A 14,810-nucleotide genomic window follows, 5' to 3' on the forward strand; every position below is an offset into this window, starting at 1 on the left:
TGTGATTCTATTTGCAAAATTACTGATGTATTACTTTCGATTATTCAAATGCTTATTTGATAAGGCTTTTATATATAAAATCGCTTTGTGAATGATCGTGGATACGATTATTGGATGATTCAATATATAAATGGTCAATGTTTTAATCTTAATTATTGAGATGGGAACTATTTTGAAAATATATTTAATAAAATAACGGCGATGGTTTTATTTTGCGGGATCAGCCACAAAATTATATTAAAACGAAGTATAAGTTAGTTTTCGCACGGCTGAGTAATTTTCCAATCATTATTAAACAAAGGAATGAAAAAATGAACGCAACTTATACTGTTAAGCTGAATCCCTACGATAAAAACAAACTGTGTGCATTAATTTCTATTGATAGTACCGAGGCGGTACGCTTTGACTACACCGTCAAGGGCAAAACGGCGAACACCAGTTTTCATTACGGCACCGATCAATACAGCGTTAATCCAGAGATTGTCGTGGTGGGGTTGTATGCCAATTATTTAAATACCGTTACGTTGAATCTTTACACCGCTGACAATGCCACAGAAACTCTCCTTATATCGATATCAACAGAGGGACAGGACTATGGCGAAGCGCCCCTGTCGCTGGCAATCAATATTGCTGACGGCACGATGGCAGAGAATACCTTAGGGCAGGGTTGGTTTGTCACCAGTGCGTGGAATGGCTATGACATCAATGGCGATTTGCGTATTACCGGCCTGTTCCCATGGATGTACGGCAACTTAAAAATTATTGAAAACTCACTCTGGTCAGCCGAAGCCAGTGAAACCTGGGAGCCCGACAAGCATGCTTTTGCGCCGACACTGTACCGCTTTAACCTTGCCGGTAAGGTCACGCAAACCTACTCTGCTCCTGCGGGTTACGGTTTTCACCACGACATCACCACTGACGGGCAAGGCAATCTCTGGGTGTTAGGCTCGCTGCTGGAGGGGTGGAGTGACGAGCAAAAACTGGAGTGCATCCTCTATAAATACGACATCAACAGCGGGGCGTTGCTCTGGCAGCGTGATTATTCCCGGGAATTTATGGGTGCCACGGTGCTGGATAATACCGACACCAACGATGTGCATTTCAATAGTCTGGAATATGTCGCAGAGACCGGGCAGCTTATGATTAATTCCCGCTCCAGCTGTACTGTGCTGGGCCTTAATAGTGCCTCTGGGGATCCGGAATGGATTATTGATAACCCAGCTTTTCCCGTGCTGAATAGCGCCCTGAATTTGCAGGTGATGGACGCGGATAACTTCAGCTATCCCAACGGCGAGCATGCCGTCTTTGTCACACACAACAGCCGGTACCAGGCGTGGCGGGGTGAAAATAAATTTGTTGTTTCCCTGTTCAATAACAATTCCTGCGCAGATGAACAGGGCAATGAACTGGTCCGGACAATTGAATCGGACCCGGTTACTTATACCGCTGCCGCACTGGATTCCTTACCTACCATTCTTGCCATTGATTTAACCGCCTCGACGGTTCAGCGCCTGGATCAGTTTCATTTCCCAGGCCAGCGCAGCGAACTCACGTCATCGGTATTTGATGTCGGGAACGAATATTACAATGTTTATTTTGGTGCCGAACAATCTTTCTTCGTTTTTGATACCGATAATAATATTGGTGTGTCGGTTTATAATATTGATACCGGCTTAGGCTATCGCGGCAGAATATTTACTTACGATGAGCTGCGTTCATTAATCTAAAATTAACCTCAGCGGCAAGATAAGGCTTCGTGTTACTTGCCGCTTTTACACCACCTGTAACCCGTTCCCCTGGCTGTGGTTATACGGCTGTTACCACCGGATCCTGCGGGTGGGAATGACTTCTCTGTATACGTTACTATTGCCTGAGTTTTATTCGATGAGCAGCCAGACAGGAGTAGTTATGAAAATTTCCCGCCTCGGCGAAGCGCCGGATTATCGCTTCTCGCTGGCAAACGAGCGCACCTTTCTGGCCTGGATCCGCACCGCACTGGGCTTTCTGGCAGCCGGTGTCGGCCTTGACCAGCTGGCCCCCGACTTTGCCACGCCGGTGATCCGCCAGCTGCTGGCGCTGCTGCTGTGCCTCTTTTCCGGCGGGCTGGCGATCTACGGTTACCTGCGCTGGCTGCGTAATGAAAAGGCGATGCGCCTGAAAGAAGACCTGCCCTATACCCACAGCCTGCTGATTATCAGCCTGATCCTGATGGTGGTGGCGGTGATTGTCATGGGACTGGTGCTCTATGGCGGATAACCGCAAAGCCCGCCGCCTGGCCGATCCGGGACTGCAGCCGGAGCGGACCTCGCTCGCCTGGCTGCGCACCCTGCTGGGCTACGGGGCATTGATGGCGCTGGCGGTTAAACACAACTGGCAGCAGGCAGGGCCGCTGTTTTGGGTGGCGCTGGGCGTACTGGCAATCGCGGCGCTGATCCTCTGGTATTACACCCGCAGCCGGGCGCAAATGGATGTTTCTCTGTATGATTTTTCATCATCCCGACCGGTGCATATTAAATTTTTGATCGCCCTCGCAGTGTTATCCCTCGCATTACTGTTTGCTGCTAGTCATGTCCACCATCTCATTACTTTCATCAGGGGTATTACATGACAGGATGTCAGGTTATGGCCAAGCCAGCCAGCTCACGATGCAACCTGAATTGCCGCTACTGTTTTTATATCGATAAGCCTCAACAGGCGATCATGGATGACGCCACCCTGGAAACCTTTATTCAACAGCATATCGCCGCCCAGCCCGGGCCAGAGGTGCAGTTCGCCTGGCAGGGCGGGGAACCGACCCTGTGCGGGCTGGATTTCTTTCGTCGCGTCGTGGAACTGCAACAGCGGCATGGCGCAGGAAAACGTATCCACAACGCTTTTCAGACCAACGGCATCCTGCTCAATGACGCCTGGTGTATCTTTTTTCGCGAACAGGGCTGGCTGGTGGGTATCTCTCTCGATGGGCCTGCGGCGCTGCATGATGCTTACCGCGTCAGCCGCAGCGGCAACCCTACTCATCATAAGGTGCTGGCGGCGATAGAGAAGCTGCGAGCGCATCAGGTGTCGTTTAATCTTCTGACGGTCATCAACCGGCAGAACAGCGGCCAGCCGGAGCGCATCTATCGCTATTTGCGCGCGCTGGGCACGCCGTATCTGCAGTTTCTTCCCCTGCAGGAGCACGACAACCCGGAATCGGTCAGCGATGCGCAGTGGGGAGCGTTCCTGTCGTCGGTGTTTGATATCTGGGTGCGGGAGGATATTGGTCGCATCTTTGTGCAGCTTTTCGACTCGACATTAGGGGTCTGGTGCGGCTATCCGTCGCAGATCTGTTCCCTCGCCGTCACCTGCGGCCACGCCTTCGCGCTGGAGGCGCAGGGCGATCTCTATCAATGCGATCACTATGTCTACCCCGAGTACCGGCTGGGTAACATCCATCAGACGCCACTGGCAGAGCTTAATAACAGTGAGGCAGCCATCGCTTTTGGCCTGCGTAAAAAAACCACTTTATCCGGTGAGTGCCAGGCCTGCCCGGCGCTTCACCTGTGCAATGGCGACTGCCCAAAACACCGGGTGGAGGGCAAAAGCGCGCTGTGTGCGGGGTACCTGGCGTTCTTCCGCCATTGCGCCCCGCATATGCGGGTGATGCGCGATCTTATCCGCCATCACCGTTCGCCCATTGAGTTAATGACCCTGTTACGCCAGAGCCAGTAAATTATCGCCCTTTCGCCAGATACTTCGCCATCTCCTCTTCTGGCACCATGCCGCCGCCGGTGGCCCACACCAGGTGGGTGGCGTTGTCCAGCGCATAGTGCCCGGCAGTGGCGAGACGTACCGGCCCGGCCATGCCCGCCAGCGCGGAGGGCTCAAGAAGAATCTGCTCCTCCTGCGCCAGCCAGCCCAGCATGTCATACATGCTCTGATCGGAGAGGGTATAGAACCCGTCGAGCAGGCGCTCCATGGCGCGGCCGACAAAACCGGACGCGCGGCCTACCGCCAGGCCATCGGCCGCGGTGAGGTTATCGATCCCCAGATCCTGCACGGCAATCTGGTCATGCAGCCCGGTATAAACCCCCAGCAGCATGCACGGCGAATGAGTAGGTTCGGCAAAGAAGCAGTGCACATGGTCGCCAAAGGCCAGCTTCAGCCCAAACGCCACGCCGCCAGGGCCGCCGCCGACGCCGCATGGCAGGTAGACAAACAGGGGATGATCCCTGTCCACCACCCGGCCCTGGTCAGCAAACTGCGCTTTCAGTCGTGCGCCTGCCACGGCATAGCCTAAAAACAGGGTGCGGGAGTTTTCATCGTCGATAAAGAAGCAGTTCGGATCGTTTTCGGCCGCTTTGCGCCCTTGCTCCACCGCCACGCCGTAGTCCTGCTCATATTCCATCACCGTCACGCCGTGGCTGCGCAGTTTCGCTTTTTTCCACTCACGGGCGTCGGCGGACATATGGACCGTCACCTTAAAGCCAATGCGGGCGCTCATGATGCCGATGGACATCCCCAGATTGCCGGTCGACCCCACGGCGATGCTGTACTGGCTGAAGAAATCTTTGAAGCGCGGCTCCAGCAGGATGCTGTAATCCTCCTCCGGCGTTAACAGGCCCGCGGCGAGGGCCAGTTTTTCCGCGTGGGTCAGCACTTCATAGATGCCGCCGCGGGCTTTAATGGAGCCGGAGATCGGTAGATGGCTGTCTTTTTTCAACAGCAACGTGCCGGGAAGGGTGATATCGAACGCCGTCTCCAACTGCTTATGCATCGCCGGTATGGCGACCAGCTCCGATTCGATAATCCCGTTTGTGGCCGCCGTCTCCGGGAACGCTTTTGCCAGGTACGGCGCAAAGCGCGCCAGGCGCGCGTGGGCATCATCCACGTCGGCCTGGGTCAGACCGACCCAGGGCAGCCCGTCGGCAAGGGTGGTGGCTTTGGGGTTAAGCCAGGTGGTCTCTTTCAGGGCGATCAGCGCATTGAGCAGGGGATATTGCGCGATTAATGTCTGGGTCTGTGGCGTCATAGGTTCCTCGCAGGCGTTATCCCCTTAAGTAAACAGGAAACGGACGCGAGGGCAAGTGAGCGCTACACCGCCTGCTGGTGATGCGAGGCGCGGGAGGCCAGCGGCAGCCAGCACAGCACAATCAGCAGCCCCATTAAGGTCATCAGCAGACCGAGGCTGGCCTGTCCGTTTTGCGGCATCATCGCCGAGAGCCAGGCCAGCGCGCCGGAGCCGATATTCTGCAATCCTCCCACCAGCGCCCCGGCGGTGCCCGCGAGGAATGGGAAGGGCTCCATCGCGCCGCTGGTCGCCAGCGGGAAGAGCATCCCCGCGCCAAAGAAGAAGAGCGCAGCCGGGATCAGCAGAGTCCAGACATTCATCACCCCGAACAGCCCCGGGATCCACATCATCAGCCCCGCCAGCAGGCAGCTTGCGACCGACTGCCACATCAGGGTGGTAAAGCGTTTATTCGCGCGTCCGGCAAACCAGGCGCCGAAGAATGCTGCCGGGATCGGCAGAATAAACAGAATACTCACCACCATACTGCTGAGGCCCAGCCCGGCGCCCAACAGCACGCCCGAACTGGCTTCGAACACCGCGATCCCCGCCAGGCCGCCAATCAGCATCAGCACGTAGCAGTTAAACGCCCCATTGCCGAAAAGGATTTTGTAGCTGGTGAGCAGTCTGGTGCGAGGCGCCTCAGTAGGCCGGGTTTCCGGCATCCAGCGCGCCATGCTGAAGGTGACGATGGCGCACAGCACCAGCAGGAAGCCATAGCAGGCCCGCCATGACCAGACGGTATCCAGCAGGCCGCCAATCAGCGGCGCCAGCAGCGGGCTCACCAGGATGCCCATGTTCAGCAGGCTGTTGGCGTGGCGCAGCTGGGTGCCCTGATACATATCCCGCGGCAGCGTGCGCGCCATCACCCCGCCGACGCCGGTGCCGACGCCCTGCAACGCGCTGGCGGCAATCAGCACGCTCAGGCTGTGGGTGGACATGGCGATGACCGTCGCGATCATAAAAATCGTCATGCCGACCAGGATCACCGGACGGCGACCCACGCGGTCCGAGAGTGGGCCGTAGAATAACTGCGATACGCCATAGGTCAGCAGATAGGCGCCCATCACGCTCTGGATCGCCCCTTCGCGTACCTGGAGTTCCTTCGCCATGTCCGCAATGGCCGGGATATAGATGGTTTGCGCCATCTGACCGACGGCGACCAGCAAGATCAACATCAAGAGTAAATTAACGTTCCGCTGTTTTTTCATGTCGCTGAATACTTTTGCCAAAAGTGAGAAATAAAGAATAAGTAACTACGCATTCCCATAAATGCGCGAGGAATCTACCACAGGAAAATGACAAGTTAAGTACCCGGCTGAAGAACGGGAAGGGGCAAGAAGGCAGGATTTTTAAACGACAGCGGCAACGAATGTTGCCAGCGTTAATTCATTTGCTTAAACCGCGCAAAAAAGCCGGTGCGTCACGCGCGGTTCATCGGCGACCAGCGTAAAGCCCGACCGCTGGTAGAAGGCCCAGGCGGTTTTCGGCGCATGGGTATTGAGAAAATCGAACCAGATGCTGGCATCGGCCATCACCACACCGAGCAATTGCCTGCCGATACCCTGCCCGCGACACTTTTCGCTGATATAAAGATGGCGAATGCGCCCGGCCCGCGGCTGCTGGCTGAACGGATCGCGGTTTAGTCCGCAGATTCCTACCAGCTTGCCATTGAGAAACGCACCCAGCAGCTTTTCGCCGGGGGCATTGAAGCGGTTTTCGCCGCGCTGCCAGTTCTCTTCCAGCCTGCGCAGCATGTTGAAATTGCGCGCAATGCTCTCGGCCTTAAGCGCGATATACCCCGGTTCGTCCGGCGTAACGGGTTCAATTAGCAAACGCGACATAGCATTCCCTCGTTATTATCGTTGTTAAAGAGGGGCGGTTTCCCGCCCCTCTTCGGTGCGACTTGAACCTGAATTACTTCACATACTTCAGGACAGCATCAAGCAGTTGCAGTGCTGCAACAATGAGTTTGAGGATAAGTACAACCATATCCACTACGCTCATACGCGTCTCCTCTGGTTAAGGAGCACGATGCTGGCGTACCTTTCCGCCGCCTGTGACCAGCACCTTTGTTGACGTAACACAGTGTGCTCAGTTGGGGAGTGGAGGCGCTGACGGCACCACCCGTTTCAGCCAGGACTTCGTTGCGCCGGTGTACTACGAGCGGCTCCCCTCACACCCTGTGAACACAACCAGTATAGATAAATACTGTATATATGAACAGTAATTTATGGACAAAACGTGAAGGGCGATCCATACTCAAATGCGTCAAAATCCGTGCCCAAAATTGCGCGTTCCTGTGCGATCGCGTATACTTCGGGCGTTGACGTAACACAGTGTGCTCTGCGGTCACCAGCCGCAAACGCTGTAAAAAAAACCTCGCTCCGGCGGGGTTTTTTGTTTTCATCACTCGACAAACGAAACGTGATCGTTGACGCGTTTTTATGCAGATGAAAATAATTCCGTTGTCACGCCTCTCAACCTGTGCTTGTATAAATCCACTTAATGATTCCAGAGACAGGTCCCCCATGACTGCATCCATGAACACCGCGACCCTACTAAAAACTGCGCACCCAGCCGCAGTGGTCGTCGTGCGTGTGGTGGTCGTCGTCGGCAATGCGCCGTAGGGACTGGATCAACACACGATTCCAAACCCCGCCGGCGCAAACCGGCGGGGTTTTTCGTTTAAAGCCCCCCGGAAAGTCGGCTCAGAATAAAAGGACTGGAGCATGGCAAGTTCGGGCACAACATCACACAAGACGCGTTTCACTGGCGCGCAGTTAATCGTTCATCTGCTGGAACGTCAGGGCATTACCACGGTTGCAGGTATCCCTGGCGGGACGGTACTCCCGCTGTATGACGCCTTAAGTCAGAGCACGCAGATCCGCCACGTGTTGGCGCGTCACGAGCAGGGCGCAGGCTTTATCGCCCAGGGCATGGCGCGTACTCAAGGCAAACCAGCGGTGTGCATGGCCTGTAGCGGGCCGGGGGCCACTAACCTGGTAACCGCCATCGCCGACGCGCGTCTCGACTCTATCCCGTTAGTCTGCATTACCGGCCAGGTACCTGCCTCAATGATCGGCACCGATGCGTTTCAGGAAGTGGACACCTACGGCATCTCTATCCCCATCACCAAGCACAACTATTTAGTGCGCGATATCAGCGAATTACCGCAGGTTATCAGCGATGCGTTTCGCATTGCCCAGTCCGGTCGTCCGGGTCCGGTGTGGATAGACATTCCTAAGGATGTGCAGACCGCTGAAATTGAGATCGACGTGCTGCCAGAGCCAGGCACCCGCGCGCCATCGCCGAAATTTAGCGTCGAGAGCGTACGCGAGGCGGCGGCGATGATTAACGCCGCCCAGCGCCCGGTGCTCTATCTGGGCGGCGGGGTGATCGACGCGCCTGATGCGGTGCGTGCGCTGGCAGAAAAAGCCAACCTGCCGACTACCATGACCCTGATGGCGCTGGGTATGCTGCCCAAAGCGCACCCGCTGTCGCTGGGCATGCTCGGGATGCATGGCGCGCGCAGCACTAACTTTATTCTGCAGGAAGCGGATCTGCTGATCGTTCTCGGGGCACGTTTTGATGACCGGGCGATCGGCAAAACCGAGCAGTTCTGCCCGAACGCCAAAATCATTCATGTGGATATCGACCGCGCGGAGCTGGGTAAAATCAAGCAGCCGCACGTGGCGATCCAGGGCGATGTTAACGAAGTACTGGCGCAGCTGCTGCCGCACATTGTCGCCACTCCGCGCACCGCGTGGCGTGAGCAGGTTACCGGTTTGCAGCAGGAGTTCCCGGGCGCTATCCCGACCGGAGGTGATCCGCTGAGCCACTACGGGCTGATTAACGCCGTGGCCGCCTGCGTGGACGACAGCGCCATTATCACCACCGACGTGGGACAGCATCAGATGTGGACCGCCCAGGCCTATCCACTGAACCGTCCGCGTCAGTGGCTGACCTCCGGCGGGCTGGGGACCATGGGCTTTGGCCTGCCTGCGGCGGTGGGCGCGGCGCTGGCGAATCCGGACCGCAAGGTGATCTGCTTCTCCGGCGACGGCAGCCTGATGATGAACATCCAGGAGATGGCCACCGCGGCGGAAAATCAGCTGGATGTGAAAATCATCCTGATGAACAACGAAGCGCTGGGGCTGGTGCATCAGCAGCAGAGCCTGTTCTACAAGCAGGGCGTCTTTGCCGCCACCTATCCGGGGATGATTAACTTTATGCAGATTGCTGCCGGTTTTGGCCTGCACACCTGCGATCTGAATGCCGAAGAGGATGCGCAGGCCGCGCTGCAGGCGGCGATCTCACGCCCTGGCCCGGCACTGATCCACGTGCGTATCGATCCACAACAAAAAGTTTATCCGATGGTACCGCCGGGTGCGGCCAATACAGAAATGGTGGGGGAATAAGCCATGCAGAAGCAAAATGATAACGTCATTCTGGAACTCACCGTCCGCAACCACCCAGGCGTCATGACCCACGTCTGCGGGCTGTTTGCCCGCCGGGCGTTCAACGTGGAAGGCATTCTCTGTTTGCCAATCCAGGGCAGCGAGCACAGCCGCATCTGGCTACTGGTGAATGATGACCAGCGTCTGGAGCAGATGATGGCGCAGATCGACAAGCTGGAGGATGTGGTAAAAGTGGTGCGCAACCAGTCCGATCCGACCATGTTTAACAAAATTGCGGTGTTCTTCGAATAAATCGCTCATTGCTTGAACACCCGCGCGCTTATCGTTAAGGTAAGCGCGTTTTTTTATCCGCCCGCCAGGAACGCACCATGACCACCATCGCCCTTATCGACGATCACCTTATCGTCCGCTCCGGATTTGCCCAGCTGCTGAGCCTGGAGCCCGATTTTCAGGTGGTGGCTGAGTTCGGCTCCGGCCGCGAGGCGCTGGCCGGCCTGCCGGGGCGCGGGGTGCAGGTCTGTATCTGCGATATCTCAATGCCGGACCTCTCCGGGCTGGAGCTGCTGAGCCAGCTGCCGAAGGGAATAACGACCATTATGCTCTCGGTTCACGACAGTCCGGCGCTGGTAGAGCAGGCGCTGAACGCGGGCGCGCGCGGGTTTCTCTCCAAACGCTGTAGCCCGGACGAGCTGATTGCCGCCGTGCGCACCGTCGCCACCAGCGGTTGTTACCTGACGCCAGATATCGCCCTCAAGCTGGCGGCCGGACGCCAGGACCCGCTTACCCGACGCGAACGCCAGGTGGCGGAAAAGCTGGCACAGGGGATGGCGGTGAAAGAGATCGCCCTTGAGCTTGGCCTGTCGCCAAAAACCGTACACGTTCACCGCGCCAACCTGATGGAAAAACTGGGCGTCAGCAATGACGTTGAGCTGGCGCGCCGCATGTTTGACGGCTGGTAATGCACGCCTTTTTCTCCCGGCTGGTGGCGGTGGTCGCCAGCTTCTTTATCTTCTCCGCCGCCTGGTTCTGCCTGTGGAGCATCAGCCTGCACCTGGTAGAACGCCCGGAGCTGGCGGTGCTGCTGTTCCCCTTCGGCCTGCGGTTGGGGCTGATACTGCAATGTCCGCGCGGCTACTGGCCGGTGCTGCTGGGCGCCGAGTGGCTGATGCTGGTCTGGCTGACACAGCAGGTGGCGCTGGCGCATCTGCCCTTATTGATGACCGGAAGCGTACTGACGCTTATTCCCGTGGCGCTGATCTCCTGCTACCGCCACCAGCGCGACTGGCGCACCCTGCTGCGCCAGGGGGCCGCGCTGATCGCCGCCGCGCTGTTGCAGTCCCTGCCGTGGGTGGGCGAGAAGGAGATGCTTAACGCCCTGCTGCTGACCCTGACCGGCGGGCTGACCCTGGCCCCGACCTGCCTCGTCATCTGGCATTACCTCACCAGCACCGTCTGGCAGCCCCTTGGCCCGGCGCTGGTTTCGCAACCGGTGAACTGGCGCGCCCGGCATCTCATCTGGTATCTGCTGCTGTTTGTGGTGAGCCTGTGGTTGCAGCTTGGCCTGCCCGCAGAGCTGTCGCGCTTTACGCCGTTTTGTCTGGCGCTGCCGATCATTGCTCTCGCCTGGCATTACGGCTGGCAGGGGGCGTTGATCGCCACGCTGATGAACGCCATCGCGCTGATTGCCAGCCAGACCTGGCACGATCACCCGGTGGATCTGCTGCTCTCCCTGCTGGCCCAGAGCCTGACCGGACTGCTGCTCGGCGCAGGCATTCAACGCCTGCGTGAGCTGAACCAGTCCCTGCAAACCGAGCTGTCGCGCAATCGCCGCCTGGCAGAACGCCTGCTGGAGACCGAAGAGAGCGTGCGGCAGGAGGTGGCGCGCGAACTGCACGACGATATCGGCCAGACCATTACCGCCATTCGTACCCAGGCGGGTATCGTCCAGCGTCTGGCGGCGGACAACGCCGGGGTGAAGCAGGGCGGGGCGCATATCGAACAGCTCTCGCTGGGCGTATATGACTCGGTGCGCCGTCTGCTGGGCAGGCTGCGTCCGCGTCAGCTCGACGACCTGACCCTGGAACAGGCGGTACGCTCCCTGATGCGTGAGATGGAGCTGGAGAGCCGCGGGATTGTCAGCCATCTCGACTGGGGCATCGACGAGACAACGCTGAGCGAAGGTCAGCGCGTCACCCTGTTCCGCATCTGTCAGGAGGGGCTGAATAATATCGTCAAACATGCCAGCGCCAGCGCGGTCACGATACAGGGCTGGCAGCAGGACGAACGCCTGATGCTGGTGATTGAAGACGACGGCTGCGGCCTGCCGCCGGGCTCAGGTCAGCAGGGCTTTGGCCTGGCGGGGATGCGCGAGCGCGTGAAGGCGCTGGGCGGCACGCTGAACCTCTCCTGCACCCACGGGACGCGCGTCAGCGTCAGTTTACCGCTTCGGAGCCACCATGTTTAAACCCCCTGTCGATGCCGCCCCGATAAGCGATAAGGCAGAAATCGACGCCCGCTACCGCTACTGGCGACGCCATATTCTGATCACCCTCTGGCTCGGCTACGCCCTGTTCTACTTTACCCGCAAAAGCTTCAACGCCGCCGCGCCGGAGATCCTCGCCAGCGGCGTGATGACCCGCACCGATATCGGCCTGCTGGCGACGCTGTTTTACATCACCTACGGCCTGTCGAAGTTCTTCTCCGGCATCGTCAGCGACCGCTCCAACGCCCGCTACTTTATGGGCGTCGGGCTGATCGCCACCGGGGTGGTGAACATTCTGTTTGGCTTCTCCACCTCGCTCTGGGCCTTTGCCCTGCTGTGGGCGCTGAACGCCTTTTTCCAGGGCTGGGGCGCGCCGGTCTGCGCCCGCCTGCTCACCGCCTGGTATTCGCGCAACGAGCGCGGCGGCTGGTGGGCGATCTGGAACACCGCCCATAACGTCGGCGGGGCGCTGATCCCGATGGTGGTGGGCGCGGCGGCGCTGCACTACGGCTGGCGCGCGGGGATGATGATTGCCGGTTGTCTCGCAATCTTTGCCGGGCTGTTCCTCTGCTGGCGACTGCGCGACCGGCCGCAAACCGTGGGCCTTCCGCCAGTAGGCGACTGGCGGCACGATGAGATGGAGATTGCCCAGCAGCAGGAGGGGGCGGGGCTGTCCCGCAAAGCGATCCTCACCCGATACGTGCTGAAAAACCCCTATATCTGGCTGCTGTCGCTCTGCTACGTGCTGGTCTACGTGGTGCGTGCCGCGATCAACGACTGGGGCAATCTGTACATGTCCGAGACGCTCGGCGTAGACCTGGTCACCGCAAACTCTGCGGTGACGATGTTCGAGCTGGGCGGCTTTATCGGCGCGCTGGTGGCGGGCTGGGGCTCGGATAAGCTCTTCAACGGCAACCGCGGCCCGATGAACCTCATCTTTGCCGCCGGGATTTTGCTCTCGGTCGGATCGCTGTGGCTGATGCCCTTTGCCAGCTACGTCATGCAGGCGGCGTGCTTCTTCACTATCGGCTTCTTTGTGTTTGGCCCGCAGATGCTGATTGGCATGGCGGCGGCGGAGTGTTCCCACAAGGATGCGGCTGGGGCAGCGACAGGTTTTGTCGGGCTGTTCGCCTACCTCGGCGCGTCGCTCTCCGGCTGGCCGCTGGCCCGGGTGATCGATACCTGGCACTGGAGCGGGTTCTTCGCGGTGATCGCCATCGCGGCGGGGATTTCGGCCCTGCTGCTGCTGCCTTTCCTTAACGCCCAGGCCCCGCGTGAAGCCAGTGTGATGTGATGCGCCTCACCTTTTCACCGCGAGTGGGGCAAAACTAAGAAATTTTCCCGGTTCCGCCTGGACGCTGTCTCAGGCGTTACGCCTGGCTGATTTTTACAATGCCTGCCATTCGCAGGTTAAAATCAGCTCAGGAGCAAACCATGCTGGCCTTCCTCAATCAGGTGCGCAAGCCGACCCTGGATCTGCCGCTCGATGTGCGGCGCAAAATGTGGTTCAAACCCTTCATGCAGTCCTACCTGGTGGTCTTTATCGGCTACCTGACCATGTACCTGATCCGCAAAAACTTTAACATTGCGCAGAACGACATGATCTCCACCTACGGGCTGAGCATGACCCAGCTGGGGATGATTGGCCTCGGCTTCTCCATCACCTACGGCGTGGGCAAAACCGTTGTCTCCTACTACGCGGACGGCAAAAACACCAAGCAGTTCCTGCCGTTTATGCTGATCCTCTCCGCCATCTGTATGCTCGGCTTCAGCGCCAGCATGGGCGCGGGCTCCGTCAGTCTGTTCCTGATGATCGCCTTCTACGCCCTGAGCGGTTTCTTCCAGAGTACCGGCGGGTCGTGCAGCTATTCCACCATCACCAAATGGACCCCGCGCCGCAAGCGTGGCTCCTACCTCGGCATGTGGAACATCTCCCACAACCTCGGCGGTGCCGGTGCGGCAGGGGTGGCGCTGTTCGGTGCTAACTATTTGTTCGACGGCCATGTCATCGGCATGTTTATCTTCCCGTCCATTATCGCCCTGATCGTCGGCTTTATCGGCCTGCGCTTCGGCAGCGACTCCCCGGAATCATACGGTCTGGGTAAAGCCGAAGAGCTGTTTAACGAAGAGATCAGCGAAGAGGACAAAGAGACTGAAGAGAACGAGATGACCAAATGGCAGATCTTTGTTGAGTACGTGCTGAAAAACAAAGTGATCTGGCTGCTCTGCTTCTCCAATATCTTCCTCTACGTGGTGCGCATCGGTATCGACCAGTGGTCAACCGTGTATGCCTTCCAGGAGCTGAAGCTCTCGAAAGAAGTGGCGATTCAGGGCTTCACCCTGTTCGAAGTGGGCGCGCTGGTCGGCACCCTGCTGTGGGGCTGGCTCTCCGATCTCGCCAACGGGCGTCGTGCGCTGGTGGCCTGCGTCGCGCTGGCGCTGATTATCGCCACGCTGGGGGTTTATCAGCATGCCAGCAACCAGTACGTCTATCTCGCCTCCCTGTTCGCGCTCGGCTTCCTGGTGTTTGGTCCGCAGCTGTTGATCGGCGTGGCGGCGGTCGGCTTCGTGCCGAAAAAAGCGATCGGCGCCGCCGATGGGATTAAAGGCACCTTCGCCTACCTGATCGGCGACAGCTTCGCCAAGCTGGGTCTGGGGATGATAGCCGACGGCACGCCGATCTTCGGCCTTACCGGCTGGGCAGGCACCTTTGCCGCGCTGGATGCGGCAGCCATCGGCTGTATCGTCCTGATGGCGATGGTCGCGGTGCTGGAAGAGCGCAAGATCCGCCGTGAAAAACGCGTGCAACGTTTGAAAGCAGCCTGAGTGTGCAGATAACTTTTTGCCCGGCGTGATGCCGGGC

At 58.3% G+C, this 14,810-nt stretch carries 15 protein-coding genes; 11 read left to right on the plus strand and 4 right to left on the minus strand.

From position 1 onward, the window contains the following. Window positions 1-311 precede the first annotated feature (311 nt). The 4 genes from C3406_RS18740 to C3406_RS18755 all read left to right on the plus strand — a co-directional run bounded on the left by C3406_RS18740 (window position 312) and on the right by C3406_RS18755 (window position 3,708). Complete coding sequence (locus C3406_RS18740) at window positions 312-1,727, plus strand: aryl-sulfate sulfotransferase (RefSeq protein ID WP_103824258.1); 1,416 nt, start codon at window positions 312-314, stop codon at window positions 1,725-1,727. Between the two features lie 181 nt (window positions 1,728-1,908). Continuing rightward, complete coding sequence (locus C3406_RS18745) at window positions 1,909-2,256, plus strand: YidH family protein (protein ID WP_103177645.1); 348 nt, start codon at window positions 1,909-1,911, stop codon at window positions 2,254-2,256. Further along, complete coding sequence (locus tag C3406_RS18750) at window positions 2,246-2,608, plus strand: DUF202 domain-containing protein (RefSeq protein ID WP_103824259.1); 363 nt, start codon at window positions 2,246-2,248, stop codon at window positions 2,606-2,608. The genes C3406_RS18745 and C3406_RS18750 overlap by 11 nt, the downstream gene beginning before the upstream one ends. Continuing rightward, complete coding sequence (locus C3406_RS18755; protein ID WP_158250571.1) at window positions 2,605-3,708, plus strand: anaerobic sulfatase maturase; 1,104 nt, start codon at window positions 2,605-2,607, stop codon at window positions 3,706-3,708. The genes C3406_RS18750 and C3406_RS18755 overlap by 4 nt, the downstream gene beginning before the upstream one ends. A gap of 1 nt (window position 3,709) precedes the next feature. Here C3406_RS18755 and dsdA read toward each other — a convergent pair whose 3' ends face one another. The 4 genes from dsdA to tisB all read right to left on the minus strand — a co-directional run bounded on the left by dsdA (window position 3,710) and on the right by tisB (window position 7,051). Beyond that, a complete protein-coding gene (gene dsdA / locus C3406_RS18760) occupies window positions 3,710-5,008 on the minus strand; it encodes a D-serine ammonia-lyase (protein ID WP_103824261.1) in 1,299 nt (432 codons plus the stop codon). Window positions 5,009-5,070: 62 nt separating this feature from the next. Next, the gene (gene emrD, locus C3406_RS18765) at window positions 5,071-6,255 is read right to left on the minus strand and encodes a multidrug efflux MFS transporter EmrD (protein ID WP_103824377.1); all 1,185 of its coding nucleotides are present in this window, start codon (window positions 6,253-6,255) and stop codon (window positions 5,071-5,073) included. Between the two features lie 186 nt (window positions 6,256-6,441). Beyond that, window positions 6,442-6,888 (minus strand): GNAT family N-acetyltransferase, encoded by a 447-nt coding sequence (locus C3406_RS18770; protein WP_103824262.1) that lies wholly within the window; start codon window positions 6,886-6,888, stop codon window positions 6,442-6,444. A 73-nt stretch (window positions 6,889-6,961) separates the two neighbouring features. Then, window positions 6,962-7,051 (minus strand): type I toxin-antitoxin system toxin TisB, encoded by a 90-nt coding sequence (gene tisB / locus C3406_RS18775; RefSeq protein WP_039032257.1) that lies wholly within the window; start codon window positions 7,049-7,051, stop codon window positions 6,962-6,964. A gap of 524 nt (window positions 7,052-7,575) precedes the next feature. On the opposite strand from tisB, the gene ivbL reads away from it, so the two are divergent. The 7 genes from ivbL (at window position 7,576) to uhpT (ending at window position 14,773) form a co-directional block, all read left to right on the plus strand. Continuing rightward, complete coding sequence (ivbL, locus tag C3406_RS18780; protein ID WP_103824263.1) at window positions 7,576-7,674, plus strand: ilvB operon leader peptide IvbL; 99 nt, start codon at window positions 7,576-7,578, stop codon at window positions 7,672-7,674. A 102-nt stretch (window positions 7,675-7,776) separates the two neighbouring features. Further along, the gene (ilvB, locus tag C3406_RS18785) at window positions 7,777-9,465 is read left to right on the plus strand and encodes an acetolactate synthase large subunit (RefSeq protein ID WP_103824264.1); all 1,689 of its coding nucleotides are present in this window, start codon (window positions 7,777-7,779) and stop codon (window positions 9,463-9,465) included. A gap of 3 nt (window positions 9,466-9,468) precedes the next feature. Next, a complete protein-coding gene (gene ilvN / locus C3406_RS18790; protein ID WP_039032259.1) occupies window positions 9,469-9,756 on the plus strand; it encodes an acetolactate synthase small subunit in 288 nt (95 codons plus the stop codon). Window positions 9,757-9,833: 77 nt separating this feature from the next. Continuing rightward, window positions 9,834-10,424 (plus strand): response regulator transcription factor UhpA, encoded by a 591-nt coding sequence (gene uhpA, locus C3406_RS18795; protein ID WP_103824265.1) that lies wholly within the window; start codon window positions 9,834-9,836, stop codon window positions 10,422-10,424. Beyond that, window positions 10,424-11,929, plus strand: coding sequence for a signal transduction histidine-protein kinase/phosphatase UhpB (gene uhpB / locus C3406_RS18800; RefSeq protein ID WP_103824266.1), 1,506 nt, complete (start codon window positions 10,424-10,426; stop codon window positions 11,927-11,929). Before uhpA ends, uhpB begins: the two co-directional genes overlap by 1 nt. After that, window positions 11,922-13,241, plus strand: a complete 1,320-nt coding sequence (gene uhpC, locus C3406_RS18805; protein WP_103824267.1) for an MFS transporter — start codon at window positions 11,922-11,924, stop codon at window positions 13,239-13,241. Before uhpB ends, uhpC begins: the two co-directional genes overlap by 8 nt. Before the next feature lie 140 nt (window positions 13,242-13,381). Next, window positions 13,382-14,773, plus strand: coding sequence for a hexose-6-phosphate:phosphate antiporter (uhpT, locus tag C3406_RS18810; protein ID WP_103824268.1), 1,392 nt, complete (start codon window positions 13,382-13,384; stop codon window positions 14,771-14,773). Window positions 14,774-14,810: the final 37 nt, after the last annotated feature.

Source organism: Leclercia sp. LSNIH8 (assembly GCF_002920195.1).
Taxonomy (GTDB): Bacteria; Pseudomonadota; Gammaproteobacteria; order Enterobacterales; family Enterobacteriaceae; genus Enterobacter.

Excerpts from the sequence above, each read along its gene's own strand:
- tisB (WP_039032257.1), bottom strand. The coding sequence starts at position 7,051 with ATGAGCGTAGTGGATATGGTTGTACTTATCCTCAAACTCATTGTTGCA.
- C3406_RS18740 (WP_103824258.1), top strand. The coding sequence starts at position 312 with ATGAACGCAACTTATACTGTTAAGCTGAATCCCTACGATAAAAACAAA.
- ilvB (WP_103824264.1), top strand. The coding sequence starts at position 7,777 with ATGGCAAGTTCGGGCACAACATCACACAAGACGCGTTTCACTGGCGCG.
- C3406_RS18770 (WP_103824262.1), bottom strand. The coding sequence starts at position 6,888 with ATGTCGCGTTTGCTAATTGAACCCGTTACGCCGGACGAACCGGGGTAT.
- emrD (WP_103824377.1), bottom strand. The coding sequence starts at position 6,255 with ATGAAAAAACAGCGGAACGTTAATTTACTCTTGATGTTGATCTTGCTG.
- uhpC (WP_103824267.1), top strand. The coding sequence starts at position 11,922 with ATGTTTAAACCCCCTGTCGATGCCGCCCCGATAAGCGATAAGGCAGAA.
- uhpB (WP_103824266.1), top strand. The coding sequence starts at position 10,424 with ATGCACGCCTTTTTCTCCCGGCTGGTGGCGGTGGTCGCCAGCTTCTTT.
- uhpA (WP_103824265.1), top strand. The coding sequence starts at position 9,834 with ATGACCACCATCGCCCTTATCGACGATCACCTTATCGTCCGCTCCGGA.
- C3406_RS18755 (WP_158250571.1), top strand. The coding sequence starts at position 2,605 with ATGACAGGATGTCAGGTTATGGCCAAGCCAGCCAGCTCACGATGCAAC.
- C3406_RS18750 (WP_103824259.1), top strand. The coding sequence starts at position 2,246 with ATGGCGGATAACCGCAAAGCCCGCCGCCTGGCCGATCCGGGACTGCAG.
- dsdA (WP_103824261.1), bottom strand. The coding sequence starts at position 5,008 with ATGACGCCACAGACCCAGACATTAATCGCGCAATATCCCCTGCTCAAT.
- ilvN (WP_039032259.1), top strand. The coding sequence starts at position 9,469 with ATGCAGAAGCAAAATGATAACGTCATTCTGGAACTCACCGTCCGCAAC.
- uhpT (WP_103824268.1), top strand. The coding sequence starts at position 13,382 with ATGCTGGCCTTCCTCAATCAGGTGCGCAAGCCGACCCTGGATCTGCCG.
- ivbL (WP_103824263.1), top strand. The coding sequence starts at position 7,576 with ATGACTGCATCCATGAACACCGCGACCCTACTAAAAACTGCGCACCCA.
- C3406_RS18745 (WP_103177645.1), top strand. The coding sequence starts at position 1,909 with ATGAAAATTTCCCGCCTCGGCGAAGCGCCGGATTATCGCTTCTCGCTG.